Source organism: Microbacterium sp. KU4F (assembly GCF_056868075.1).
The window spans coordinates 2,290,580-2,313,234 of sequence record NZ_CP200324.1 but is presented as its reverse complement, the minus strand read 5'-3'; the positions used below and the strand labels follow the sequence as shown (position 1 = coordinate 2,313,234).

Annotated in this window: 27 protein-coding genes; 12 read left to right on the top strand and 15 right to left on the bottom strand. The window is 69.9% G+C overall.

The window, feature by feature from the left end:
• Nucleotides 1–85 precede the first annotated feature (85 nt).
• Complete coding sequence (locus tag AC1VNH_RS11830) at nucleotides 86–2,050, bottom strand: M13 family metallopeptidase (protein ID WP_483111567.1); 1,965 nt, start codon at nucleotides 2,048–2,050, stop codon at nucleotides 86–88.
• Nucleotides 2,051–2,309: 259 nt separating this feature from the next.
• On the opposite strand from AC1VNH_RS11830, the gene AC1VNH_RS11825 reads away from it, so the two are divergent.
• Nucleotides 2,310–3,626, top strand: a complete 1,317-nt coding sequence (locus tag AC1VNH_RS11825) for an MATE family efflux transporter (protein WP_483111566.1) — start codon at nucleotides 2,310–2,312, stop codon at nucleotides 3,624–3,626.
• 397 nt (nucleotides 3,627–4,023) lie between these two features.
• Here the strand turns inward: AC1VNH_RS11825 and AC1VNH_RS11820 are convergent, their stop codons facing one another.
• Together AC1VNH_RS11820 and AC1VNH_RS11815 are read right to left on the bottom strand one after the other, a co-directional pair.
• Complete coding sequence (locus AC1VNH_RS11820; protein WP_483111564.1) at nucleotides 4,024–4,959, bottom strand: G5 domain-containing protein; 936 nt, start codon at nucleotides 4,957–4,959, stop codon at nucleotides 4,024–4,026.
• 281 nt (nucleotides 4,960–5,240) lie between these two features.
• Nucleotides 5,241–5,834, bottom strand: a complete 594-nt coding sequence (locus tag AC1VNH_RS11815) for a M15 family metallopeptidase (RefSeq protein WP_483111563.1) — start codon at nucleotides 5,832–5,834, stop codon at nucleotides 5,241–5,243.
• 86 nt (nucleotides 5,835–5,920) lie between these two features.
• Between AC1VNH_RS11815 and AC1VNH_RS11810 the strand changes: the two genes are divergently transcribed.
• Nucleotides 5,921–6,580: a response regulator transcription factor gene (locus AC1VNH_RS11810; protein WP_483111561.1), complete on the top strand. Its 660-nt coding sequence runs from the start codon at nucleotides 5,921–5,923 to the stop codon at nucleotides 6,578–6,580.
• Complete coding sequence (locus tag AC1VNH_RS11805; RefSeq protein ID WP_483111559.1) at nucleotides 6,577–7,650, top strand: sensor histidine kinase; 1,074 nt, start codon at nucleotides 6,577–6,579, stop codon at nucleotides 7,648–7,650. The genes AC1VNH_RS11810 and AC1VNH_RS11805 overlap by 4 nt, the downstream gene beginning before the upstream one ends.
• On the opposite strand, the gene AC1VNH_RS11800 is transcribed toward AC1VNH_RS11805, so the two are convergent.
• Together AC1VNH_RS11800 and AC1VNH_RS11795 are read right to left on the bottom strand one after the other, a co-directional pair.
• Complete coding sequence (locus tag AC1VNH_RS11800) at nucleotides 7,635–8,060, bottom strand: VanZ family protein (RefSeq protein WP_483111558.1); 426 nt, start codon at nucleotides 8,058–8,060, stop codon at nucleotides 7,635–7,637. The genes AC1VNH_RS11805 and AC1VNH_RS11800 overlap by 16 nt on opposite strands.
• Nucleotides 8,061–8,122: 62 nt before the next feature.
• Entirely contained in the window at nucleotides 8,123–8,764 is a 642-nt protein-coding gene (locus AC1VNH_RS11795) for a TrmH family RNA methyltransferase (RefSeq protein ID WP_483111557.1), read from the bottom strand.
• Between the two features lie 87 nt (nucleotides 8,765–8,851).
• Between AC1VNH_RS11795 and AC1VNH_RS11790 the strand changes: the two genes are divergently transcribed.
• On the top strand, nucleotides 8,852–10,105 hold the full coding sequence (locus tag AC1VNH_RS11790) for an Nramp family divalent metal transporter (RefSeq protein ID WP_483111556.1): 1,254 nt from the start codon (nucleotides 8,852–8,854) through the stop codon (nucleotides 10,103–10,105).
• A gap of 9 nt (nucleotides 10,106–10,114) precedes the next feature.
• A complete protein-coding gene (locus AC1VNH_RS11785) occupies nucleotides 10,115–10,762 on the top strand; it encodes a metal-dependent transcriptional regulator (protein WP_243226456.1) in 648 nt (215 codons plus the stop codon).
• 27 nt (nucleotides 10,763–10,789) lie between these two features.
• Here the strand turns inward: AC1VNH_RS11785 and AC1VNH_RS11780 are convergent, their stop codons facing one another.
• Complete coding sequence (locus AC1VNH_RS11780) at nucleotides 10,790–11,743, bottom strand: SDR family NAD(P)-dependent oxidoreductase (protein ID WP_483111555.1); 954 nt, start codon at nucleotides 11,741–11,743, stop codon at nucleotides 10,790–10,792.
• A gap of 146 nt (nucleotides 11,744–11,889) precedes the next feature.
• On the opposite strand from AC1VNH_RS11780, the gene AC1VNH_RS11775 reads away from it, so the two are divergent.
• A complete protein-coding gene (locus AC1VNH_RS11775; protein WP_137418668.1) occupies nucleotides 11,890–12,699 on the top strand; it encodes an HAD-IIA family hydrolase in 810 nt (269 codons plus the stop codon).
• A gap of 21 nt (nucleotides 12,700–12,720) precedes the next feature.
• Here AC1VNH_RS11775 and AC1VNH_RS11770 read toward each other — a convergent pair whose 3' ends face one another.
• The 6 genes from AC1VNH_RS11770 to AC1VNH_RS11745 all read right to left on the bottom strand — a co-directional run bounded on the left by AC1VNH_RS11770 (nucleotide 12,721) and on the right by AC1VNH_RS11745 (nucleotide 15,424).
• Nucleotides 12,721–13,164 carry an HTH domain-containing protein gene (locus AC1VNH_RS11770; RefSeq protein WP_483111554.1) on the bottom strand — a complete coding sequence of 148 codons (444 nt, stop codon included), beginning with the start codon at nucleotides 13,162–13,164 and terminating at the stop codon, nucleotides 12,721–12,723.
• Between the two features lie 114 nt (nucleotides 13,165–13,278).
• The gene (locus tag AC1VNH_RS11765) at nucleotides 13,279–13,539 is read right to left on the bottom strand and encodes a hypothetical protein (RefSeq protein WP_483111553.1); all 261 of its coding nucleotides are present in this window, start codon (nucleotides 13,537–13,539) and stop codon (nucleotides 13,279–13,281) included.
• A gap of 83 nt (nucleotides 13,540–13,622) precedes the next feature.
• Complete coding sequence (locus tag AC1VNH_RS11760) at nucleotides 13,623–13,766, bottom strand: hypothetical protein (RefSeq protein WP_483111552.1); 144 nt, start codon at nucleotides 13,764–13,766, stop codon at nucleotides 13,623–13,625.
• 103 nt (nucleotides 13,767–13,869) lie between these two features.
• Nucleotides 13,870–14,448: an orotate phosphoribosyltransferase gene (gene pyrE / locus AC1VNH_RS11755; protein ID WP_483111551.1), complete on the bottom strand. Its 579-nt coding sequence runs from the start codon at nucleotides 14,446–14,448 to the stop codon at nucleotides 13,870–13,872.
• Nucleotides 14,449–14,498: 50 nt separating this feature from the next.
• Nucleotides 14,499–14,987 carry a hypothetical protein gene (locus AC1VNH_RS11750; protein WP_483111550.1) on the bottom strand — a complete coding sequence of 163 codons (489 nt, stop codon included), beginning with the start codon at nucleotides 14,985–14,987 and terminating at the stop codon, nucleotides 14,499–14,501.
• A 20-nt stretch (nucleotides 14,988–15,007) separates the two neighbouring features.
• Nucleotides 15,008–15,424, bottom strand: coding sequence for a hypothetical protein (locus tag AC1VNH_RS11745; protein ID WP_483111549.1), 417 nt, complete (start codon nucleotides 15,422–15,424; stop codon nucleotides 15,008–15,010).
• A 193-nt stretch (nucleotides 15,425–15,617) separates the two neighbouring features.
• Here AC1VNH_RS11745 and AC1VNH_RS11740 point away from each other — a divergent pair, with 193 nt between their 5' ends.
• Entirely contained in the window at nucleotides 15,618–15,893 is a 276-nt protein-coding gene (locus tag AC1VNH_RS11740) for a GNAT family N-acetyltransferase (protein WP_483111548.1), read from the top strand.
• 32 nt (nucleotides 15,894–15,925) lie between these two features.
• On the opposite strand, the gene AC1VNH_RS11735 is transcribed toward AC1VNH_RS11740, so the two are convergent.
• Nucleotides 15,926–16,270: a DUF4190 domain-containing protein gene (locus tag AC1VNH_RS11735; RefSeq protein ID WP_483111546.1), complete on the bottom strand. Its 345-nt coding sequence runs from the start codon at nucleotides 16,268–16,270 to the stop codon at nucleotides 15,926–15,928.
• 60 nt (nucleotides 16,271–16,330) lie between these two features.
• Nucleotides 16,331–16,813: a hypothetical protein gene (locus AC1VNH_RS11730; RefSeq protein ID WP_483111545.1), complete on the bottom strand. Its 483-nt coding sequence runs from the start codon at nucleotides 16,811–16,813 to the stop codon at nucleotides 16,331–16,333.
• 119 nt (nucleotides 16,814–16,932) lie between these two features.
• On the opposite strand from AC1VNH_RS11730, the gene AC1VNH_RS11725 reads away from it, so the two are divergent.
• A complete protein-coding gene (locus tag AC1VNH_RS11725; RefSeq protein ID WP_483111543.1) occupies nucleotides 16,933–17,778 on the top strand; it encodes an exodeoxyribonuclease III in 846 nt (281 codons plus the stop codon).
• Between the two features lie 114 nt (nucleotides 17,779–17,892).
• Here AC1VNH_RS11725 and AC1VNH_RS11720 read toward each other — a convergent pair whose 3' ends face one another.
• A complete protein-coding gene (locus tag AC1VNH_RS11720; RefSeq protein WP_483111542.1) occupies nucleotides 17,893–18,294 on the bottom strand; it encodes a VOC family protein in 402 nt (133 codons plus the stop codon).
• Nucleotides 18,295–18,423: 129 nt separating this feature from the next.
• Between AC1VNH_RS11720 and AC1VNH_RS11715 the strand changes: the two genes are divergently transcribed.
• The 4 genes from AC1VNH_RS11715 (at nucleotide 18,424) to AC1VNH_RS11700 (ending at nucleotide 22,648) form a co-directional block, all read left to right on the top strand.
• Entirely contained in the window at nucleotides 18,424–19,665 is a 1,242-nt protein-coding gene (locus AC1VNH_RS11715; protein WP_483111541.1) for a sensor histidine kinase, read from the top strand.
• Nucleotides 19,662–20,324: a response regulator gene (locus AC1VNH_RS11710; protein ID WP_483111540.1), complete on the top strand. Its 663-nt coding sequence runs from the start codon at nucleotides 19,662–19,664 to the stop codon at nucleotides 20,322–20,324. Before AC1VNH_RS11715 ends, AC1VNH_RS11710 begins: the two co-directional genes overlap by 4 nt.
• A 324-nt stretch (nucleotides 20,325–20,648) precedes the next feature.
• The gene (locus tag AC1VNH_RS11705; protein ID WP_483111539.1) at nucleotides 20,649–21,530 is read left to right on the top strand and encodes an ABC transporter ATP-binding protein; all 882 of its coding nucleotides are present in this window, start codon (nucleotides 20,649–20,651) and stop codon (nucleotides 21,528–21,530) included.
• Nucleotides 21,527–22,648, top strand: a complete 1,122-nt coding sequence (locus AC1VNH_RS11700) for an ABC transporter permease (protein ID WP_483111538.1) — start codon at nucleotides 21,527–21,529, stop codon at nucleotides 22,646–22,648. The genes AC1VNH_RS11705 and AC1VNH_RS11700 overlap by 4 nt, the downstream gene beginning before the upstream one ends.
• Nucleotides 22,649–22,655: the final 7 nt, after the last annotated feature.

Below are 22,655 nucleotides of genomic sequence, written 5' to 3'. Positions count from 1 at the left end.
GAGAAGCTGGGCACGGCGCAGGTCCTTCCTACCGGTTCGGGCTCGGGGATGCGGGCGAGACTACGCCCGACGGGTCACGGCGCAGTTACCAGATGGTGACGCGCTGGTCGGCGTCGAGCCACAGCGCATCGCCCTCGGTCACCTCGAACGCCTCGTAGAACGCATCGATGTTGCGAACGATCTGGTTGCAGCGGAACTCGTTCGGCGAGTGCGGATCGATCGTCAGCAGACGGATCGCCTCCGCGTCACGGCTCTTCTGCTGCCAGATCTGCGCCCAGCTGAGCAGGAGTCGCTGGATGCCGGTCATCCCGTCGATGACCGGATCCTCCGCATCCCCCAGCGACAGCCGATACGCGCGGATCGCGATGCCGAGCCCGCCGAGGTCACCGATGTTCTCGCCGATCGTGAGGGCCCCGTTGACGTGGTTCTCCTCCGGCAGCCCCTGCGGCACGAGCGCGTCGTACTGGGCGATGAGGTTCTTCGTGCGCTGCTCGAAGGCCTCGCGGTCCGCATCCGTCCACCAGTCGCGCAGCGACCCATCGCCGTCGAAGCGGCTGCCCTGGTCGTCGAAGCCATGACCGATCTCGTGGCCGATCACCGCACCGATGCCACCGTAGTTCGCGGCCGCATCCCGAGTCTCGTCGAAGAACGGGTACTGCAGGATCGCGGCGGGGAACACGATCTCGTTCATGAGCGGGTTGTAGTACGCGTTGACCGTCTGCGGCGTCATGTACCACTCGTCGCGGTCGATGGGCTGCCCCACCTTGCCGAGCTGACGGTCGTGCTCGTGCACGTGCGCACGGCGGACGTTGCCGACGAGGTCTGCGGCGTCGAGCTCGAGCCCCGAGTAGTCCTTCCACTTCACGGGGTAGCCAATCTTCGGCGTGAAGGCGTCGAGCTTCGCGAGCGCCCGCTCCCGCGTCTCGGGGCTCATCCACTCCAGCTGCGAGATCGACTGGCGGTACGCCTCGATGAGGTTCGCGACCAGTTCGTCCATGGCGGCCTTGGCGGTGGGCGGGAAATGCCGCTCGACGTAGACCTTGCCGACGGCCTCGCCCAGCGCGGCCTCCACCAGGCTGACCGCACGCTTCCAGCGCTCGCGGTTGACCGGAACGCCGGTGAGCTGCGTGCCGTAGAACGAGAAGTTCTCGTCGACGAACGAGTCGGGCAGGAAAGCGGCGGCGGCGTGCACGATCTTGAAGCGCAGCCAGGCCTTCCAGTCCTCGAGACGCTGTTCGGTCAGCACCGTCCCCAGCGCCTCGACGAAGCTCGGCTGCGACACGACGATCTCGGCGAACGCGTCCGGATGGTGCGGGGCGACGCCCTCGAGCCAGGGCGCGAGGTCCACGCCCGCCATCGCCACGACCTCGTCCCACGTCTTGAGGTTGTAGGTCGCGACAGCATCGCGGCTGCGGACGTTGTCCCAGTGGTGCGAGGCCAGCTCCGTCTCCAGCGCCACGACGCGCTCCGCGGCATCCGCCGCGTCCGCGACGTCGGCCAGCGTCAGGATGCGCTCGATGTGCTGGCGCAACGCCTGTCGGGTCTCCTCGAACGAGTCGAGGCGGTAGTAGCTCTCGTCCGGCATCGACAGGCCGCCCTGGATGAAGAAGGGCAGGTAGCGCTGGGGGTTGCCGGGGTCGGGCTCGACGTAGAGCTCGACGATGCCGCCGATCCCGTCGCGCTCCAGCTCGCCCACGAGTCGAAGGAGGGAGGTGACATCGCTCACCGCATCCACGCGCGCCAGTTGATCGGCGAGCGGCTCGGTGCCGCGCTCGGCGATGCGCTCGGTGTCCATGAAGCTCGCGTACAGGTCACCGATCTTGCGTGCCTCGGTGCCGGCCTCGGCATCCTGCGACTCGAGGATGATGGCGCGGACGTCCTTCTCGGCCTGCTCCGCGAGGAGGTGGAAGGAGCCCCAGCGCGCCTTGTCCTCGGGAATCTCGGTCCGGGCGATCCATTCGCCGTTGACGTAGCGGAACAGGTCGTCCTGCGGGCGGATCTCGTTGCTCAGCTCGTCGAGCGCGAGACCGGAACGGGGGGAGTCGGTCATGCGCACAGGATATGCCGCCGGGCTGAGTGGGGGCTCCAGCCGCCGCGACGTGCCGCCGCATCCCTCCCCTCCTCCAACTCCGCCGCCGCGCCCGTCCTCCCGCGCCGGCCCCCACTCTCCGCTCGCGAAACAGCATTTCGAGCACGAGATCACTCTGTTTACCCGTGATCTCGTGATGAAGATGCAGTCTCGCGGGAGAGAATGGGCGCCGTCGCGGGGGCGGATGCGGAGCGTCGGCGCGGCTCAATAGGGTCGAGGGGTGGCGGCGACACTCAATCGGCAGATCCTGAACCTCGCGGTGCCTGCGCTCGGCGCGCTGATCGCGGAGCCACTGTTCCTCATCATCGACGCCGCCATGATCGGTCACCTCGGTGTCGTTCCGCTCGCAGGTCTCGGGATCGCGTCGGCCGTGCTGCAGACGATCGTCGGACTGATGGTGTTCCTCGCCTACTCGACGACACCCGCGGTGGCGCGTCGCTTCGGCGCGGGGCAGCACGGCTCGGCGGTCACCGCCGGGATCGACGGGATGTGGCTGGCCCTCGGGCTGGGCTTCATCCTCGCCGTGGTCGGGTACCTCACGACTCCCACACTCGTGGGCCTGTTCACGCCCGCGGCCGATGTCGCGGCGGAGGCCGAGGCGTATCTCGGCATCTCGATGTGGGGCCTGCCTGCCATGCTGATCGTGTTCGCGGCGACGGGTCTGCTGCGGGGGATGCAGGACACGGTGACTCCCCTGTGGATCGCCGGCGCCGGCTTCACGGCGAACGCAGGTCTGAACTGGCTGTTCATCTACGGGTTCGGATGGGGCATCGCCGGCTCCGCGGTCGGAACGGTCGTGGCGCAGTGGGGCATGGTCGCCGTGTATGCGCTGGTGGTGGGTCGGCTCGCGCAGCGGCACGACGCATCCATCCGCCCGCGTCGTGACAGCGTGTCGGGCGCCGCGCGCAGCGGCGGCTGGATGTTCCTGCGCACCGTGTCGCTGCGCGCAGCCCTGCTCGCGACGGTCGCCGTGGCGACGGCGCTCGGCACCCCCGAGCTCGCCGGCTGGCAGGTGGCGTTCACGATCTTCTCGACCGCCGCCTTCGCCCTCGACGCGCTCGCGATCGCCGCGCAGGCACTCGTGGGCCGCGGGCTCGGCGAGGACGACCCCGCCTTCGTACGCCGGGTGCTCGGCCGCACGGTGGCGTGGGGCGTGTGGTTCGGTGTGATCGTGGGGGCGCTGATCGGCGGCTTCTCGGGCATGATCGGCCTCGTCTTCACCTCGGATGCGGCGATCGCCGCTCTCGTGCAGCCCGCGCTGATCGTGCTCGCCGTCGCCCAGCCGCTGTGCGGCGTCGTGTTCGTGCTCGACGGCGTGCTCATCGGCGCCGGCGACGGCAAGTATCTCGCCCTCGCGGGGCTCGCCAACCTCGTGCCGTTCGTCCCGGCCCTCCTCGTGGTGATGTGGGCGGGCGCCGCGGGGGCTGCGGGTCTGGCCTGGCTCGCGGTCGCGTTCTTCGGGGTCTACATGCTCGCTCGCGCGGTCACCCTCGGTTGGCGCGTGCGCACCGGAGCCTGGATGCGCATCCCTGCCTGAGCATGCAGACCTGAGGCGCGCCGCGCCGCCGCATCCCCTTGTCTGAGCATGTCGACCTGAAGCGCGCCGCACCGCCGCATCCCCCTGCCCGCAGCCCGCAGCCCGCAGCTCACCGCCGCATCCCCCTGCCTGCAGCCCGCAGCTCACCGGCGCCGCGCGCAGCCCGCAGCTCACCGGCGCCGCGCGCGGGCGCAGGCGCGAGACATCCGTACTACGTGTCTCACACGTTCACCCCGGCGAGTGCCCATCCGTGCACGAGTGAGACACGGATGCGTCGACACCGCCCCCGCGTCTCAACTGTGCACGCGACACGCGCATCACACCTGCACGAGTGAGACGAGGAGCGGTGGGGTGGGATGCGGGAACGCCCGCATCCGAGCAGCCGGAGCGCGGAGGCTCAGGAATCGCAGGCGATCCCATCGCCGTCACGGTCGAGGTCATAGATGTCCGATCCGACGACCCGCGCCGTTCCGGAGAAGTACGCGGGCCCGTTGCCGCTACCGCCCGCACAGTCCACATCGGATGCGATCGGGACGCATCCATCCTCGTAGTTCGGATCGCAGCCGCCCTGGGCGGGCGCGGGGGCAGGGGCCGCCGGCGCCGGCGCTGCAGCCGGCGGGTCATACGTGCCAACCACCGTCACCTCGCTGACTGGCGCGCGCGTGATGGTCTCGGCGATCTGCTCGCGCTTCACTTCGACGCCGTCGACGAGGGTCACGCGAAAAGTGCGGGCGAGTTCACCATCGGCTCCCGCCACCGACACCCTCGTCTCGCCACGGGTCAGCGATGGGTCCTCCCCGGTCGTCCGCTCGAAGGGGATAGCCTCCGTCACGGTCTCCTCGCGCGTCGTCGTGACCGGGGTATGGGTCGGGCTCGGTGCACGGGTCGCCGTGTGCTCGGGTGTCGGGCTGGCCGAGGAGGCGGCTCCGACCGTGCTGACCTCGACGGACCGGCCCGCGCTGGTGGCGGCCGCGACCGTTCCCGTCACGAGCACGAGCACGGCTGCGCCGCCCGTCACGGCGAGGGCCATGCTGCGGGTGCGCAGCCGTAACCACGTGGGCGTTCCGGCTGAGATGGCGACGATCCCGGTCACAAGGATGCTCAGCGCGCCCAGCGCGACCAGCCACGGCACGAAGACCGTCAGCGTCACGAGAGCGGCAGCGATGAGCACCCAGCCCCACACCGGCACCCCGAGCCAGGACCGGCCTGCATCCCGCTTCGGTACTGCCGGAGTCGCCGCGGGCGCGACACGATCCGTCCATTGCCGGCCGTCCCACCAGCGCCACTGATTCCCGTTTGTCGGGTCGGGAAACCACCCAGCTTCGTTCGCCACCACACTCCCCCAGAAGTGAGAACCGACCTCACCCCCAGTCAGCGAGATCCAGGCTCACTGAAGCAGATGCGCACCTCTCTCGCGACGGGGAGTTTCTCACCGAGTGAGCATCCGATCATCGAGCGAGCATCCTATTGAGTGCTCATTCGGCGATCGGATGCTCATTCGACGGTCCGTGCGGGCGATCCGGCCCAACGGCAGCCGCCGGCAGCAGTACCCCCACCCGACCCGGCAGCACCCCCACCCGGCCCGGCGGCACCCGCACCGTCATGCCCCCCACGTCAGGATGTGGCATCCGCGCGCATGTCGGGGCAGGTGCCGCCGGGAGTCGTCGCCAACTCGAAGTGCCAGCGTTCGTTGGCGTAGGTCTGGCACAGGCCGTATGCGGCGCCGTGCTCCCCGAGCCAGAGCTGGCCGTCGAGCGGCCCGATGTCGACGGCGTCACCCGTCACGTGCTGCGAGGCTTCCGGAGCCGCGACGAAGCGACGCGCGGTCGCCTCGTCGCCGTAGTAGCGGATCGCGTCGCCGAGAAGCCACCGCTGGTACGCCTCGCTGCGCCAACCGCTGGAGATCAGCAGCGCCACACCCTCGTCGGCCGCGTCGGTGGTCGCCGCGCGCATCGCGTCGCGCAGGCCCGCATCCAGCCCGGCGACGGCGGGCAGGTGTTCGTCGGCGACCGTGACGGCTTGGTCGCCCCGGATGAGGCCGTTCGCTTCATTGGGCTCGAACGGCCCGGCGGCGGTCAGCACGGCCCGCAGCCACACGCCGGCGAGCGCGGCGAGCAGGATCGCGGCGACAAGACCGAGCGCGGCGAACGCGAGCCGGCGGGACCGCGCCGGAGCGATGGCGGATGCGGGTGCGACGGAACTGTGCATGCCCACATCCCATGCGGGTGCGTGTTATCACAGCGTCAGCACAATCGGATATGTCCGCGATATGCGCCCCCACCTAGACTCGCCGCATGCGGGTGCTGATCGTCGAGGACGAGTTGTTCCTCGCCGAGGCGATCCGCGACGGGCTGCGGCTCGAGGCGATCGCCGCCGACATCGCCGGCGACGGCGACACGGCGCTCGAGCAGCTCGCGATCAATTCCTATGACGTCGTCGTGCTCGATCGCGACATCCCCGGCCCCAACGGCGACGAGATCGCCCGCCGCCTCACTGCCGAGGCCGCGGCCCCCCGCATCCTCATGCTCACCGCCGCCGACCGGCTCGACGACAAGGAGACCGGCTTCGCGAGCGGCGCCGACGACTACCTCACCAAGCCGTTCGCGCTGCGCGAGCTCGTGCTCCGGCTGCGCGCCCTGGTGCGCCGCCCCGCCGCGGGCGCGCCTCCCACGGCCGAACGCGCGGGCGTGACCCTCGACCGCTTCCGGCGCGAGGTGTTCCGCGAGGGTCGCTATGTCGCCCTCACTCGCAAGCAGTTCGCGGTGCTCGACGTGCTGATGAGCGCCGACGGCGGAGTCGTCAGCGCGGAGCACCTGCTGGAGCGGGCGTGGGACGAGAACGCCGACCCGTTCACGAACGCCGTGCGCATCACGATCTCCACGCTGCGCAAACGTCTCGGCGAACCGTGGGTCATCGAGACCGTGCCCGGCGTCGGCTATCGGATGCTGCCGTGACGCCTCGACGCGTCGGCGTCTCGATCCGCCTGAAGCTCGCGCTCAGCTACGCCGGCTTCCTCATCGTGGCCGGCGGCGCGCTGGTGGTCGTCGGGCTTCTGGTGCTGCGCTTCGTGCCCGAGGGTGCGCTGTTCGGCACCGACGGCGACTGGGCGCCCAATCGTGCGAATCTGCTCGAGGTGTTCACGCGATACGCGGTCTGGGCGATCATCGCGCTCGTGCTGTTCGGCCTCGTCGGCGGCTGGATCCTGGCGGGCATCGTGCTTCGTCCGCTTCGTCGAATGACGGATGCGGTCGCCCTCGTGCGCGACGGCCGCCTCGATCACCGGGTCGCGTTGCCCGGACGCCGCGACGAGCTGACCGAGCTGGCCGACACCCTGGACGCGATGCTGGACCGCATCGAGCGCACCCTCGACGAGGAGCGTCGGTTCGCCGCGAACGCGTCACACGAGCTGCGCACCCCGCACGCGGTCATCCGCACGCTCGTCGAGGTGGCCCAGGCGGACCCGGACGGACGCGACGTCGACACCACGCTGGCCCGCATCGCTGCGACGAACGACCGCGCGATCGAAGCGACGGAGGCGTTGCTCGCGCTCGCGCGGGTGGGGCGCGGCGCATCCCTCGCCCTGCAGCGGGTGGACCTGGCGGCGGTCGTCGAGACGGCTCTGGCGGACGTTCGCGCGGATGCGGAAGCAGCCCGCATCCGCATCGACACCGACCTGCGGCCCTCGATCGTCACCGCCGACGAGGCGCTGCTGCTGAGACTCGCCGCCAACCTCGTGCGCAACGCCGTGGTGCACAACGTCGACGACGGGTGGATGCTGGTGCGCGTGCGCGAGGGCACGCTGATCGTCGAGAACGGCGGCGAGCAGCTGACACCCGAGGTCGCCGCGACCCTCACCGAGCCCTTCGTGCGCGGCGCGGGCCGCACCCGCGGAGCCCAGAGCCGTTCCGGCGCGGGACTGGGGCTCGCGATCGTCGCCTCGATCGTGCGGGCGCACGGGGCGATGCTGGCCGTGGCGGCGCGACCCACCGGGGGGCTCCAGGTCACGGTTCACCTGCCGCGGTGAGTCGCTCCAAGCAGGCGGATGAGGCTCACCGCGATCACGCCGATCGCTCCGCCGCAGGTGTTCCAGAGCACGTCGCCCGCATCCGGCACGCGGCCGGGGATCGATTCCTGCGCGATCTCCACCACTGCCGACAGCGCGAACGCCGCGATGATCGCGAGCAGCCACGCACGGCGCGGCAGAAGCAGCGCGATGGTCGCGCCCAAGGGGATGAACAGCAGGGTGTTGAGCACCTGGTCCGGCCCGCCCGGGAGCCACATCATGACGGGCTCGGCGAGATCCTGCAGCAGCCACACGACGCGTCCGCGCAGCGGATGGACGAGGGCCCAGGGCGCGAGGGTCAGAAGCGCCACGACGCCGACGACCGTGAGAGCGGCGACGAGGCGGGCGGGTGAGAGGCGAGTGTGAGGCATGTGTCCTCCGTGGTTCGGGAGGAACAGTCCACGTCACGCGATGTTGCGGGAGCGTATGGCTCTCAGCGCGCCCAGCGGCGACACCACTCGTACATCACGACGGCGGCCGCGGCGGCCGCGTTGATCGACCGCGTGGAGCCGTACTGCGAGATCTCCACGACTCCGGATGCGGCGGCCACCGCCTCGGGCGAGAGGCCCGGCCCTTCCTGACCGAACACGAGCACGCAGCGTTCGGGAAGCTCCGCATCCTGCACGGGGACGGAGCCGGCCACATTGTCGACGGCGATGACGGGGAGGTTCTCCGCGGCCGCCCACGCCGCGAACGCTGCGACGTCGTCGTGATGCCGCACGTGCTGATAGCGGTCGGTGACCATGGCGCCGCGCTTGTTCCAGCGGCGACGGCCGATGATGTGCACCTCGGCGGCGGCGAAGGCGTTGGCGCTGCGCACGATGGAGCCGATGTTCATGTCGTGCTGCCAGTTCTCGATCGCCACGTGGAAACCGTGCCGGTGCGCGTCGAGATCGGCGACGATCGCGTCCATGCGCCAGTAGCGGTAGCGATCGATCACGTTTCGGCGGTCGCCCGCCGCGAGCAGGTCGGGATCGAGGTGCGCGTCGTCGGGCCACGGCCCCTCCCAGGGTCCGACGCCGTGCTCGGGAGCGATGTCCGAGGTCGTGTCCTCCGGCTCGCCCGCATCCGTCATCCCCCCAGGCTAGCCGCGCCCGCCGTGGCTTCTCACTCGATGGAAGAGCACTTTTCGGGCAGCCGAAAAATACGATACGGTTTCGGCATGCCGAAAACTCTGACCGCCGCGCCCGTGCAGGCGCCCGCGCGTCGGATGGCGTGGCTGCTCGGACCGGCGCTCGTCGCCGGGGTGGCCTACCTCGACCCGGGAAACGTCGCCGCGAACATGACCGCGGGCGCAACGTTCGGCTACCTGCTGGTGTGGGTCGTGGTGCTCGGCAACCTCATGGCCTGGCTGATCCAGTACCTCTCGGCGAAGCTCGGGATCGTCACCGGCCAGAGCCTGCCCGACCTCCTCGGCCGCCGCATCCGCCGTCCGTGGGCCCGACGGCTCTACTGGCTGCAGGCCGAGCTCGTGGCGATGGCGACGGATGTGGCCGAGGTCATCGGCGGCGCGGTCGCGCTCAACCTGCTGTTCGGCATCCCGCTCCTGTGGGGCGGCGTGATCACCGGTGTCGTGTCGATGGTCGTGCTGACGGTGCAGTCGCGCCGCGGCGCGCGCGCCTTCGAGACCGTCGTCATCACGATGCTCATCGTCATCGTGATCGGCTTCTGCACCGGGATCATCTTCTCGCCGCCGGATGCGGGCGGCCTGGTGCAGGGCCTCGTGCCGCGCTTCGAGGGCACCGACTCGGTACTGCTGGCCGCATCCATCCTGGGCGCGACCGTCATGCCGCACGCGATCTACGCGCACTCCTCGCTGGCGCGCGACCGCTTCCCGCTGACCGATGCTGCCCCTGCCGATCGCGAACGCCGATTGCTGCGCGCCACACGGTGGGACGTCACGATCGCCATGGCCGTCGCCGGCACGACGAACCTCATCATGCTGCTGCTGGCCGCATCCAGCCTCGCCGGCGTTCCCGGCACCGACTCGCTCGAGGGCGCGTACGCCGCGCTGTCGGCGGGACTCGGCCCCGTCATCGCGACGCTCTTCGCGGTGGGCCTGCTCGCGAGCGGACTGGCCTCGACCTCGGTCGGCGCCTACGCCGGCTCCGAGATCATGAAGGGGCTGCTGCACGTGCGCGTGCCGCTGCTGGCTCGGCGGCTGGTGACCCTCATCCCCGCCCTCGTGATCCTGGGACTCGGCCTCGACCCGACGCTCGCGCTGGTGCTGAGCCAGGTCGTGCTCTCGTTCGGCATCCCGTTCGCCCTCATCCCGCTCGTCTGGCTGACGGCGCAGCGCGGGTTGCTCGGCACGTACCGCAACCGGATCGCCACGACGGTCGCGGGAGCGGCCGCATCCGTGTTCCTCGTAGCTCTCAACGCGCTGCTCATCTGGCTCGTCATCACGGGCGGGTAGCCTGACGGGGTGCCCACATCCGCAGCCGTCGACGACTACCTGAAGGTCGTGTACCAGCACACGGAATGGCAAGACGAGCGGATCACACCCTCGCAGCTCGCGCAGCAGCTGGGACTCGCGCCGTCGAGCGTCACCGAGATGGTGCAGAAGCTCGCCGCGGCGGGTCTCGTGAGCCACCGCCGGTACGGCCCGATCACGTTGACCGAGAAGGGCCTCGCGCGCGCGGCGGCGATCGTGCGTCGCCACCGTCTCGTCGAGACGTGGCTCGTGCGCGAGTACGGCTACACCTGGGACGAGGTGCACGACGAGGCCGAGATCCTCGAGCACGCGCTGAGCGACCGGCTGCTCGATCGCATCGACGAACGCCTCGGTCGGCCGCGTTTCGATCCACACGGCGATGCCATCCCGGACGTGTTCGGTCAGGTCGAGCGCGTGCCGTTCGTGCTGCTCGCCGACGCGCAGGCGGGGCACGTGGGCCGCGTGCTGCGGGTCAACGACCGCGATCCCGACCTGCTGCGCGAACTCGAACGCCGCGGTCTCGATGTGGACCACCGCGTGGAGGTGCTCGAGCCCGCTCCCGAGCTGCGCGTCCGCGTGGACGGCACCGAGATCAGCATCCCTGTCGCCGCGCACGACGCGATCTGGCTCTCCGCCTGACGCGATCGGATGCGGCGCCCGCCGCGTTTAGCGGCGGGCTGCCTCGAAGGGCCACCGCATCCGCGTCGCCGCCTCGCACATGAGCCACAGCCGTTCGCCGATGGCCGGCTCCCGCAGGAACGCCGTCGGCTGCGCTGCTCGGGGCTGCCCGGTCACGATGCGTCCGGGTCCCCACATCTCGCCGCCTTCGACGTCCGGGTCGACGAGGGCGCGCACGAGCGGCCAGGCGCCAGCCTCCTTGGACTGTGTGAAAGGAGCCTGCAGGTTGTCGACGAAGCGCCCCCAGCGGGACGGCTCGTTCACGCCCCGGATGCCGACGGTGCGGCCGCTCGTGGAGTAGCCGGGGTGGGCGATCACGCTCGTCACGGGAACGCGGGCCTCGCGCAGGCGACGATCCGCCTCGAGGCCGACGACCGTGGTGACGGCCTTCGACTGCACGTATGCGCGCCAGGGCGAGTAGCGCTCGACGAGCTGCGGATCGGTGGGGTCGTACTTCGAGATCGAGGTCGACATGCTGCCGAGCCACACCATCCGACCGCGACGGGCGGCGAGCGTGGTCAGCAGCGCGCCCGCCAGAGCGAAATGACCGAGCGCGTTCGTGGCGAGCACGAGCTCGTTGCCGTCTCGCGTGGTCTCACGCTGCGCGGGCGGATGCACGATCCCCGCGTTCAGCAGCAGGCCGTCGAGGCGCCCGCGCTGCCGGACCGTGGCGGCCGCGGCGCGCACCGAGCCGAGGTTGCTGGTGTCCAGCAGCAGTGTCTCTGCGGAGCCCGTCGCATGGGGCAGGCGTGCCGACACGGCGGCGCGGGCGGCGGCGAGCCGGTTGGGATTGCGGCCGGTCATGATGACGCGCGCTCCGGCGTTCACGAGCTGCTCACTGGCGAAGTACCCGAGGCCCGCGTTCGAGCCCGTCACCAGGTAGGTCCGGCCCGTCAGGTCCGGCAGCCGGTGCGGATCCCAATCCGCCTCGCGAGCGCTCACGCGTACGACCCTAGTGCGCTGCGCGAGGTGCCTCCTTCACTCTTGAGCGGTCCTTCGCGCCCGGGTAGCCTGGCCGCCCCTCGGACACCGCTATGACCTGGCTTCGCAGACTCGGATACCGCCCGCGGGAGCCCTAGGCTGAGGCCATGCGCACGCGCGATGACATCGAATGCTGGCTCACCGACATGGACGGCGTGCTGGTGCACGACAACCAGGCGATCCCGGGGGCGGCCGAGCTGCTCGCGCAGTGGCGCGACACCGGCACACCCTTCCTGGTGCTCACGAACAACCCGATCTTCACCCCGCGCGATCTGAGCGCGAGGCTGAAGCGATCGGGGCTCGACGTTCCGGAGGAGCGGATCTGGACCTCGGCGCTGGCGACGGCAGAGTTCCTCAAGTCGCAGATGCCCGGCAGCTCCGCGTTCGTCATCGGCGAGGCGGGGCTCACGACCGCGCTGCACGAGGCGGGCGTCGTGATGACCGAGACGCAGCCCGATTACGTCGTCGTCGGCGAGACGCGCCAGTACTCGTTCGAGGCGATCACGCAGGCGATCCGCTTCATCAACGCGGGCGCGCGGTTCATCGTCACCAATCCGGATGCGACCGGCCCCACTCCGAACGGCATCGTGCCGGCGACGGGATCGTTCGCCGCCATGATCACGAAGGCCACGGGCAAGGAGCCGTACGTCGTCGGCAAGCCGAACCCGATGATGTTCCGCTCGGCGCTCAACCGCATCGGCGCGCACTCCGAGAACACGGGCATGATCGGCGACCGCATGGACACCGACGTCGTCGCGGGCATCGAGGCGGGACTGCACACCGTGCTCGTGATGACCGGGATCAGCGACCCGGCCGAGATCGAGCGCTACCCCTTCCGCCCCGACGAGGTGCTCACCTCCGTCGCCGAGCTCATCGCACCGGAACCCGTCGAGTCGGAGATGCCTGAAGGCATCTGATCGCGTCGCGCGGCGCGCCCGCTACCGTGCGCGGGCCTGGTTGGCGGCGTTGATGAGGTATGACACTCTCAGCGCGAGCGTGTACTTGGTCTCAGCCGCGAGCGTTCCGGGATCGTGAAGAGCCGTGGTCACCTCGCCCAGCGGCACTCTCGTCAATCGGCTGATGTTCTGCAGCGTGAAGCCGCATTCACAGGTCAGACCTTCCAGCATCGCTCTCAGACGCTCGTCGTCGTCGATGTCGAAGCCGACTGTCAGGTGCCCGACCAGGATCGAGACGCGCGCGCTCTCGCCGGGGGACAGCGGGGGCTGGTCCGAGGAGAGCCCCGCCGACCCACTCGTCGCGAGAAACGCCGAGACTCTTTCCGGCGCGACCTTCGTCATGGCCTGCAGAGCGTGCTCTGAGATGTAACCCTCTGCGATCAGCCGCCTGGCGTCCGCCGCGACGTCGTGCCCGTGAACCGTCATCAGCCCATCATGGCGCCGGCACGACCATTCCGGGGGTCCGCATCGAGCTTGTCCGCCGCCAGGGCGAAGAAGATCCCCCGCACGCATGGCGCCGGGGGATCATCGTGTCCGGGATCAGGTGTAGAGCATGCTGAACCCGTAGAGCTTGTCCGGACCCCAGTAGCCGCACGACTCGCCGGCGTAGACCTGGTGGCCCGAGGCGTTGATGGCCCAGCCGGTCGCCTGCTCGACGACCTGACAGATGCCCTTGGTCGGGAAGCCGTACAGGATGACCCTGTTGTCGGCCGCGAAGGCGGGGGCGGCCGCGGCGGCACCGGCTCCGGTGAGAGTCGCGGCGGCGAGGAGGCCGGCGGCGAGGCGAGTGCGCTTCTTCATGTGCGTGTCCTTTCCGTGGTGTCCCGGAAGGGTGGCACGGAGCGCACAGCCCGCGCAGAGATTATCCACAGCTGCGTGGATCCTCAGTCGTCTCGCGAGTCCCCGTCGCCGTACTCTCGATCGTCGCGCTCGCGGCGAAGGAAGCGGATGAGCTGCAGCACGAACGTCACGAGCGCGCCCGCCGTGATGACGAGCGCGACCAGCAGCATGAGGGTGCGATCGTCCACCGTCACCACCGCCCCGCAGGAGAAATCCCGTACTGAGGACGATCGCGCCGCATCCGTCCTGCAGAACGGAGATCTCCTGCGATACGGATGCGGGTGGCGTCCATCACTGCGCGGGAAGACCCAGATCGTCGAGGTCGATCGCGGCGAGCCACTGCAGGCCCTCTGCCTCAACCGCGGCCTGGGCTCCGGTCTTGCGGTCGACGATCACGGCGACGGCGACGGGCTCGGCACCCTCGCGCCGCAGGGCTTCGACCGCCTTCAGTGCGGACTGGCCGGTCGTGGAGGTGTCTTCGACGACCACGACGCGCTTGCCTGCCACATCCGCGCCCTCGATCTGGCGACCGCGACCATGGTCCTTCGGCTCCTTGCGCACGACGAACGCATCGAGGGGCGTGCCCGCGTGCACCGACTCGTGCATGACGGCGTTGGCGATCGGGTCCGCGCCGAGGGTGAGCCCTCCGACGGCGACCACGCCGTCGACATCGCGGATGAGATCGAGCATGATCCGGCCGATCGCGGGGGCCGCCCGGTGATCGAGCGTCAGCTTACGCATGTCGACGTAGTACGACGCCTTCTTGCCGCTGGAGAGGGTGAAGTCGCCGTGGAAGACGGCCTCTGCGCGGATCAGCGCGATGAGCGCCTGGCGGTCGGATTCGAGCTCGGGAGTGGATGCGGCGGTCACACCGTCGAGTCTAGGGGCGCACGCGGATGCGCCGTGAGGGCGCGGCCTCGTCACAGGTAGTCGAAGTACCGATCCCACCAGGTCGGCTCACCCCTGCCGAAGACGTGTCGAGGGACCGTGCCACGATAGGGCGTCCAGAGCGGCTCCTCGGGAACAAGGACGTACCCGCCGGCATCCAGAGACGCCGCGATCCGCTCGACATCGTGCGGATCAGCGCGCGCCCTGAACTCCTCTTCACTGTGCACCCCCGGGTTGTCGAGGGCCATGACGGCGAGCATGCCGAAGTTGGAGACCCGCACCACGAAGCGCTGCCCCGTCGCCGTGGCCTCAGCAGGGACGACGACCTGGGCATGGAAGCTCGCATCCTGCACGTTCAGATCCGCCGCGCATTCCGCCTCGAAGCCGCCGGACAGTCGCTCGGTCAGCTCGACGAACGCGCGCCGCGCGGCCGCCCGGTCGAAACCAGCCGGCGTCTCGATGTGGGCGGGATCGTCCAGCGCCTCCAGCAGCGGCCAGAGCGCCCTCGGTTCGGCTCGCACACTGCCAGTGTCTCAGGGCGTCACGGCGTGCGCGAGAGGAACGGACGGGGCCAGGCGCCGAGGGCGAGCACCGCGAGCACGGTCTGTACGAGGCCGGCGACGAAGTAGATACCGTGCAGCGGCGACCAGACCAGCAGCATCGCCAGCTCGACGAAGATCCAGATCATCATGACGAGCCCCGCGGCCGCGTGCAGCCCCCAGACCAGGGCGTAGCGCCGGTACTGCGCGACGACGGTGAGCGCTTGAATCCCGCCCACCACGACACCGAGGATGATGCCCGGCCAGAAGTACGAGGAGAAGGGCGTGCCCTCGAGCCACTCGAGCGGCACCCCCATCCCGCCGCCCACGGTCAGCCCGATCATCCCCGCCACCGCCGAGATCAGGTTGAACCACGCCACGACGAGCAGGGTGACGCGAAGCGCTCTGGGCACCGTCATGGGCGCAGGCTACGCCGCGGCGCACCGCATCCGACCCGATGCGCGCCGGGACTAACACGAGCGCGATAGCGTCCGATCGTGCACCTCACGATGACACCGCCCACGGCCGACGAGTTCGCCGCCCTCTACGCGAGCACCGGATGGGGCGAGCGCAGCGCGCGGGCTGGCCCCCGCCCTGGCAGGGAGCTGGGTCGTGTGCTCGGCGCGCGACGATGCGGGCGCGCTCGTGGGCATGGGGCGTCTGATCAGCGACGGCGTGCTGCACGCCTTCGTCACCGAGCTCATCGTGGCGACCGAGGCGCGAGGCAATGGAGTCGGAGCGCTCATCCTCGATGCGCTCGTCCAGGAGTCACGGCGACGGGGAGTCGAGGACGTGCAGCTGTTCGCCGCCCGCGGCCGGACGGCCTTCTACGAGCGCAACGGATTCACGCCGCGACCCGCAGACGGGCCGGGGATGGACCTCGCCTGAGCCGGGGATGCGCTCAGGCGAGGTCGCACCGCTCAAGAGCAGGTGTAGGTGACGCCGTCGACGTAGTGCGTTCCCGGGCCGAGGTCGGCACACTGCGCGATCAGGCCCGCGAAGACGGTGCCGATGATGATCGCCACGATGATGCCGATCACCAGGAAGACGGCGCCGAGGATGATGCCGACGAGCGCGGGGGTGTTCTTGTAGCCGGCCTTCTTCGACTGCGAGTAGGCGACGATCGAGAGGATCAGGCCGATCAGGCTCGCGAAGAACGAGACGATCAGGCCGACGATTCCGAGGGTCTTGCCGGGGTACGAGCCGTTCGGAGCAGCCACGGGCTGCTGCGGCGGCTGGGACATGGGGGGCATGGGCTGGGTCATGATGCTCCTCTTTCGGGGTTCGACTTTTCAGGGTTCGACGGGATGAGGGGACGAGCGGGATCAGCCGCCGAAGAGGCGGCCGAAGAACCCCTTCTTCTTCTGCCAGCCGTTCGCGGCGAGGAAGTCGAACAGGGGCTGCTTGATGCGGTCCGTGTCGAAGGACCAGCCGGCGGAGGTGCCATCGCCCTCCGGGGTCGTCACGCGCGCGCCGGCGACGAAGCTGCGAGTCATCCGCGACTGCTTGCCCGTGAAGGTGGAGGTGCTCCCCCCGAAGTGGAAGGACCCGTCGGTCGAGAACCCGCCGGATATCTTCGAGGTGGTCTGCGTCTCGTCCGTGTCGAACGTGCCCTCATCCTCGTCGAAGGTCACCTCGATGGAGTAGGCGTCGTCGATCTGACCCGCCCCGAGCAGCGCGACGTACTGCACGTGGGCGATGTCCCAGGTGCCCTGCATGCGGTCGCCGACGGCGCGGAACACGAACGGCGAATCGGGAGAGTTCAGCTCGTCGACGCGAGTGAGCAGCTCGGCAAGTGGCGTGCGCATGCCAGGAAGATACTCTGCCCGCAGCAGGCACGATCGACCACTGTGGACAACCAGTCCAAAGGTGTACAGTTCATCGGCCTCCGGCGTGCGGCGTCGGGCCCGGGTTCTAGGCTGGAGGCATGCGCCTGGCCACCTGGAACGTCAACTCGATCCGCGCACGCGTCGTTCGCACCGTGGAGTTCTGCGTCCGCGAGAACATCGACGTGCTGGCCATGCAGGAGATCAAGTGCAAGCCGGAGCAGTTCCCCTACGCGGCCTTCGAAGAGGCCGGCTATCACGTCGTCGCGCACGGCCTGAACCAGTGGAACGGCGTCGCGATCGCCAGCCGTGCGCCGATCACCGAGGTCGAGACGACCTTTCCCGGCATGCCCGGGTTCCTCAAGGGCCACGAGGGCCCCGACCTCCCGCAGGAGGCCCGCGCCATCGGCGCGACGATCGACGGTGTGCGGGTCTGGAGCCTGTACGTCCCCAACGGTCGCGGGCTCGACGATCCGCACTACCTCTACAAGCTCGACTGGCTGGCCGCACTGACGGGATACACCCGCGAGACCCTCGCGGCGAACCCCGATCTGCCGCTCGCCCTCGTCGGCGACTTCAACATCGCACCGACCGACGCCGACAACGGCGACCCGACCGTCATCGAGGGCGTCACCACGCACGTCTCACCCCCCGAGCGCGAGGCGTTCCGTGCCCTGCTGGATGCGGGCCTCAGCGACACCGTGCGCCCCCTGGTGCCCACCGGCTACACGTACTGGGACTACAAGCAGCTGCGCTTCCCCCGCAACGAGGGCCTGCGCATCGACTTCATCCTCGGCTCGCACGCCTTCGCGGACGCCGTCGCGGGTGCGGCCATCCACCGCGACGAACGCAAGGGCGAGATCCCCAGCGACCACGTCCCCGTCGTGGTCGATCTGGACTTCGCGGGCGACGAGGACGACGACGACCGCCCCATGATCTTCGGCTGACCGAGTCCCTCGTACCGAACCTCCCGGTGTTGAAGGGACCCGAAACGTCGCGCCCGCGGCCCGAACACGACATCACGCGTCCCTCGAACAGGTGGGTCTGCGACGGGTGAGCAGTCAGTCGGCGTCGTCGGCGAGGTGCAGGAAGCCGAGGGAGTTGCCGTCGGGGTCGTCGAGATCGCGCGAGTACATCGATCCGTACTCCTGCGGCCCCTTCGGCTCGGTGCCCCCGGCGGCGATCCCGCGTTCGACGATCGCGTCCACCGCTTCGCGCGAGTCGAGCGCGAACGAGACCGACACCTGCGCGCTCGTGCGCGGGTCCGGGATCTGCTTGTCGGTGAACGACGCGAAGAAGTCCCGCATCAGCACCATGAAGAAGATGTTCTCGTCCCACACCACGCACGCCGCGTTCTCGTCGGTGAAGTCGGGGTTGATATCGCAGCCGAGCGTCCGGTAGAAGGCCTTGCTGCGCTCGAGATCCGTGGTGACCAGGTTGATGAAGACGCTAGTGGAGGCCATGCCGTGCCCTTCGATCGGCGAGGCCGGTCGCCGCGCTCTGGGTGGATGCTCGCACCGACGCCCTGGAGCGTCAATGGTCTCCGTCTGGCGGGGGATGCCGCATCCGAGCGCCCGCTCTAGGTTGGAAGGATGCTGCCGCTCACGCCCGCGCAACAGCGCGGTGATCTCCTGCTGGCCGCCGCGATGTGCGTCGGCGCGCTGATCAGCGCTGCACTCTCGTCCGTCGCCGGCATCTACGGCGAGCACCAGGGCTCCATGGCCGCCGCCGTCGCCTACGCGTTCGTCCTCGCCGTCCCGCTCGCGGTCCGCCGACGTTGGCCCGCCACGGTCGCCGTCATCGTCTGCACCGCGTACTTCGCCGCCGTGACCCTCCGCGTGCCCGAGATCTACGCCGGCAACATCGCCATGTTCATCGCCATCTACACGGTGGGCGCCTGGTCGCCGCACCGGCGCCGCGCGATGTGGACGCGCATCGGCATCATCGCCGGGATGGCGGTCTGGCTGCTCGTCACGATGTTCGTCGACGCCACGGCCGACATCGACCAGGACGGGTTCTCGCGCGCGGGCGCCTTCTCGCCCTACGTCGCCTCGATGCTGCTGACCCTCCTCATCAACGCGCTCTACTTCGGCGGCGCCTACCTCTTCGGCGAACGCACCTGGGCCAGCCGGCAGCAGCGCACCCTGCTCGAGGAGCGCACCGCCGAGCTCGAACGCGAACGCGAGCGCAGCGCCGAGCAGGCGGTGGCGCTGGAGCGGGTGCGACTGGCCCGCGAGCTCCACGACGTCGTCGCCCACCACGTCTCCCTCATGGGCGTGCAGGCGGGCGCGGCGCGCATGATGCTGAACAAGGATCCGCGGGCGGCGGGCGAGACGCTGGCCCGTGTGGAGGATTCGGCGCGCTCGGCGCTGAGCGAGCTGCGCCATCTGCTCGAGACGCTGCGGACCCCCGGCGATACGAGCGAGGAGACATCCGTCGGCCTCGAAGGCCTCGAGAAGCTCGTCGCCGAGGCGAGCGCCGCCGGGCTCGCCGCTCAACTGCGCATCATCGGCGAGGAGCGCGAGGTGCCGGACACGGTGCAGGTCAACCTGTACCGGATCGCGCAGGAGGCGCTCACCAACGCCCGCCGTCACGCCGGCCCCGGTGCGAGAGCCGATGTGCGCCTGCGCTACGCCCCCGAGGGGGTGGAGCTCGAGGTCGCCAACACCGGGCGCCCGGTGGCCGAGGTCACCCCCGGCATGGGCCTGATCGGGATGCGGGAGCGCGCCGCCGCATCCGGAGGCACGATCGAGGCGAGTCCTCGATCCAACGGAGGATTCGTCGTGCGCGTGCGCGTTCCCCTCACCCCTCGCGTCGCGGTGGACGCCCGGTGAGCGGCCGCATCCGGGTCGTCCTCGCCGACGACCACGCCATGATGCGGGCGGGCTTTCGCACCATCCTGACCCTCGACGATCGCATCGAGGTCGTCGGCGAGGCGGCGACGGGCGCCGAGGCGATCGCGCAGGCCCGCGCTCTGCGCCCCGACGTCGTGTGCATGGACGTGCAGATGCCCGACCTCGACGGGCTGGAGGCGACCAGGCGGATCATCGCCGACCCCGACATCCCCTCGGCCGTACTGGTGGTGACGACCTTCGACCGCGACGACTACCTCTTCGCCGCCCTCGATGCGGGTGCCAGCGGGTTCCTCCTGAAGAACGCCGGGCCCGAAGAACTGACGGCCGCGGTGCGGGTCGTCGCCGCCGGGGATGCGCTGCTCGCCCCGGAGGTCACCCGCCGCGTCATCGCCCGTTTCGCGAACCCTGCGGTCTCCGCATCCCCTCCGGACCCGCTGCCGGTCTCGAGCCCGCTGACCGAGCGCGAGGAGGAGGTGCTCCGCCTCATGGCGGATGCGCTGTCCAACGGCGAGATCGCCGAGCGGCTGTACATCGGCGAGGCGACCGTGAAGACGCACGTCTCGAACGTGCTCGCCAAGCTCGGCGCGCGCGACCGGGTGCAGGCCGTCGTCCTTGCCCATCGCCACGGTCTCGCCTGACCCCCGCCTCCTCTCTCTGCCCGAGTTGCGTCGCATGTGCGCAGACGCGCCACTTTTGCGCAGATGCGCCTGTTGACCTCTGTCGCAGGTGCGCATATCTGGCGCGGTTGCGGCGGGCGCGAGCGCGACCGCCGATGACGCTACGCACCCCGGATGCGGCACGATCCGACCCCGGATGCGGCGCCCGGGGCCCCACGAGGCCCTCGGACGCATCCGCCGAGGAGGGTCGCTCCGCCGGGAGGGGGAGGGCACGAACCCGTCCGGGGAGGGAGGTGCGCGGGGATGCTGCGGACGTAACGTCGGAGCACGGATCAAGGAGGACGCATGCTGCGCCTGTCAGGAGTGACAAAGAACTACGGCACACGCCGGGTGCTCGACGATGTCGGGTTCACCGTCGAGAACGGCCGACTCACCGGCTTCGTCGGCGGCAACGGCGCCGGCAAGACCACGACCATGCGCATCGCGCTGGGTGTGCTTGCGGCGGATGCGGGCACGGTCGAGATCGACGGCACGCCCATCACGAGCGAGGACCGTCGCCGCTTCGGCTACATGCCCGAGGAGCGCGGCCTGTACCCCAAGATGAAGGTCGGCGAGCACATCGCCTACCTCGCCCGTCTCCACGGCTACAGCAAGGCCGCGGCCACCGCGAACGCCGAGAAGCTGCTGGACCGCCTCGGACTCGGCGAGCGCCTCGGCGACACGGTCGAGACCCTCTCGCTCGGAAACCAACAGCGTGCGCAGATCGCCGCGGCCCTCGTGCACGAGCCCGAGGTGCTCATCCTCGACGAACCGTTCTCGGGCCTCGACCCGCTCGCGGTCGAGGTCGTCGCGGGCGTGCTCGCGGAGCGCGCCGCGGCGGGCGTCGCCGTGCTCTTCTCGTCCCACCAGCTCGACGTCGTCGAACGCCTCTGCGACGACCTCGTCATCATCGCGGGCGGCACGATCCGCGCCGCGGGCGGCCGAGAGCAGCTCCGCGCCGAGTACAGCTCGCCCCGCTATGAGCTCGTCACCGGCGGCGACCTGGGTTGGCTCCGCGACGTGCCGGAGGTCACCGTCGTCGAGCTCGCCGGCGGGGAGGCCGTGTTCGAGGCCTCCCCCGAAACCGCCCGCGCCGTCCTCTCCCGCGCGGCGGCGTCCGGCGACGTCGACGCCTTCTCGCCGCAGCGCCCCACTCTCACGCAGATCTTCCGGGAGGTCATCCGATGAACGCGCACGTCCCCACAGCCCCGACCACCGCGCAGAGCGTATGGCTGGTCGCCGAGCGCGAGATCGGCTCCAAGCTGCGCAGCAAGTCGTTCGTGATCTCCACCGTCATCCTCTTCGTGCTCGCCCTCGGCGCGGTCGTCTGGGGCGGGTTCACGGCGAGCGACAACAGCGGCATCAAGGTGGCCGTGACTCCGGCGACCGCATCCGTCGTCTCAGGTGTCGACGGACTCGACGTGACGGATGCGGACTCCTCCGACGCCGCCATGGCGCTCGTCACGGACGGCACCGTGGAGGCGGCGCTCGTCCCCACCGCGGACGTTCCGGATGCGACCGCGTCCGGCGCGTTCGACTACACGGTCGTCGGCAAGGACGACCTGCCGTCCGGGCTGCTGCCGATCCTCAGCCAGTCGCCGCCGGTGCACCTGCTCGATCCTTCGAGCACCGACTTCCTGCTGCGGTACTTCGTGGCCCTCGGATTCGGCATCGTGTTCCTGCTGGCCGCCTCGACCTTCGGCGGCACGATCGCGCAGTCGGTCGTCGAGGAGAAGCAGACCCGCGTCGTCGAACTGCTGATCTCCGCCATCCCGGTGCGGGCTCTCATGGCCGGCAAGATCATCGGCAACACGATCCTCGCGATGGGTCAGATCGTGGTGCTCGCGGCGATCGCAATCGTCGGGCTCTCGGTGACGGGTCAGGACCTCGTGCTCACCGGCCTCGGCGGGCCCATCGTGTGGTTCGCGATCTTCTTCCTGCTCGGCTTCATCCTGCTGGCGGCCCTGTTCGCCGCGGCCGGCGCCATGGTGTCGCGTATGGAGGACATCGGCTCGACGACGGCACCGCTCACGATGCTCGTGATGCTGCCGTACTTCCTGGTCATCTTCTTCAACGACAACCCGCTCGTGCTGACGATCATGTCGTACGTGCCGTTCTCGGCTCCGGTCGCGATGCCGCTGCGCCTCTACCTCGGCGACGCGATGTGGTGGGAGCCGCTTGTCTCGCTCGTCGTGCTGGCGATCACGTGCGTGTTGGCGATCTGGGTCGGCTCGCGCATCTACAGCCGTTCGCTGCTGCGGATGGGGGCGCGCGTGAAGCTGTCGGAGGCGCTCTCGCGCAGCTGAACCCGCG

Excerpts from the sequence above, each read along its gene's own strand:
- AC1VNH_RS11745 (WP_483111549.1), bottom strand. The coding sequence starts at position 15,424 with ATGACGGTGCCCAGAGCGCTTCGCGTCACCCTGCTCGTCGTGGCGTGG.
- AC1VNH_RS11830 (WP_483111567.1), bottom strand. The coding sequence starts at position 2,050 with ATGACCGACTCCCCCCGTTCCGGTCTCGCGCTCGACGAGCTGAGCAAC.
- AC1VNH_RS11700 (WP_483111538.1), top strand. The coding sequence starts at position 21,527 with ATGAACGCGCACGTCCCCACAGCCCCGACCACCGCGCAGAGCGTATGG.
- AC1VNH_RS11705 (WP_483111539.1), top strand. The coding sequence starts at position 20,649 with ATGCTGCGCCTGTCAGGAGTGACAAAGAACTACGGCACACGCCGGGTG.
- AC1VNH_RS11810 (WP_483111561.1), top strand. The coding sequence starts at position 5,921 with ATGCGGGTGCTGATCGTCGAGGACGAGTTGTTCCTCGCCGAGGCGATC.
- AC1VNH_RS11815 (WP_483111563.1), bottom strand. The coding sequence starts at position 5,834 with ATGCACAGTTCCGTCGCACCCGCATCCGCCATCGCTCCGGCGCGGTCC.
- AC1VNH_RS11795 (WP_483111557.1), bottom strand. The coding sequence starts at position 8,764 with ATGACGGATGCGGGCGAGCCGGAGGACACGACCTCGGACATCGCTCCC.
- AC1VNH_RS11730 (WP_483111545.1), bottom strand. The coding sequence starts at position 16,813 with ATGCGCACGCCACTTGCCGAGCTGCTCACTCGCGTCGACGAGCTGAAC.
- AC1VNH_RS11790 (WP_483111556.1), top strand. The coding sequence starts at position 8,852 with ATGCCGAAAACTCTGACCGCCGCGCCCGTGCAGGCGCCCGCGCGTCGG.
- AC1VNH_RS11725 (WP_483111543.1), top strand. The coding sequence starts at position 16,933 with ATGCGCCTGGCCACCTGGAACGTCAACTCGATCCGCGCACGCGTCGTT.
- AC1VNH_RS11770 (WP_483111554.1), bottom strand. The coding sequence starts at position 13,164 with ATGACGGTTCACGGGCACGACGTCGCGGCGGACGCCAGGCGGCTGATC.
- AC1VNH_RS11715 (WP_483111541.1), top strand. The coding sequence starts at position 18,424 with ATGCTGCCGCTCACGCCCGCGCAACAGCGCGGTGATCTCCTGCTGGCC.
- AC1VNH_RS11765 (WP_483111553.1), bottom strand. The coding sequence starts at position 13,539 with ATGAAGAAGCGCACTCGCCTCGCCGCCGGCCTCCTCGCCGCCGCGACT.
- AC1VNH_RS11735 (WP_483111546.1), bottom strand. The coding sequence starts at position 16,270 with ATGACCCAGCCCATGCCCCCCATGTCCCAGCCGCCGCAGCAGCCCGTG.
- AC1VNH_RS11775 (WP_137418668.1), top strand. The coding sequence starts at position 11,890 with ATGCGCACGCGCGATGACATCGAATGCTGGCTCACCGACATGGACGGC.
- AC1VNH_RS11800 (WP_483111558.1), bottom strand. The coding sequence starts at position 8,060 with ATGCCTCACACTCGCCTCTCACCCGCCCGCCTCGTCGCCGCTCTCACG.
- AC1VNH_RS11720 (WP_483111542.1), bottom strand. The coding sequence starts at position 18,294 with ATGGCCTCCACTAGCGTCTTCATCAACCTGGTCACCACGGATCTCGAG.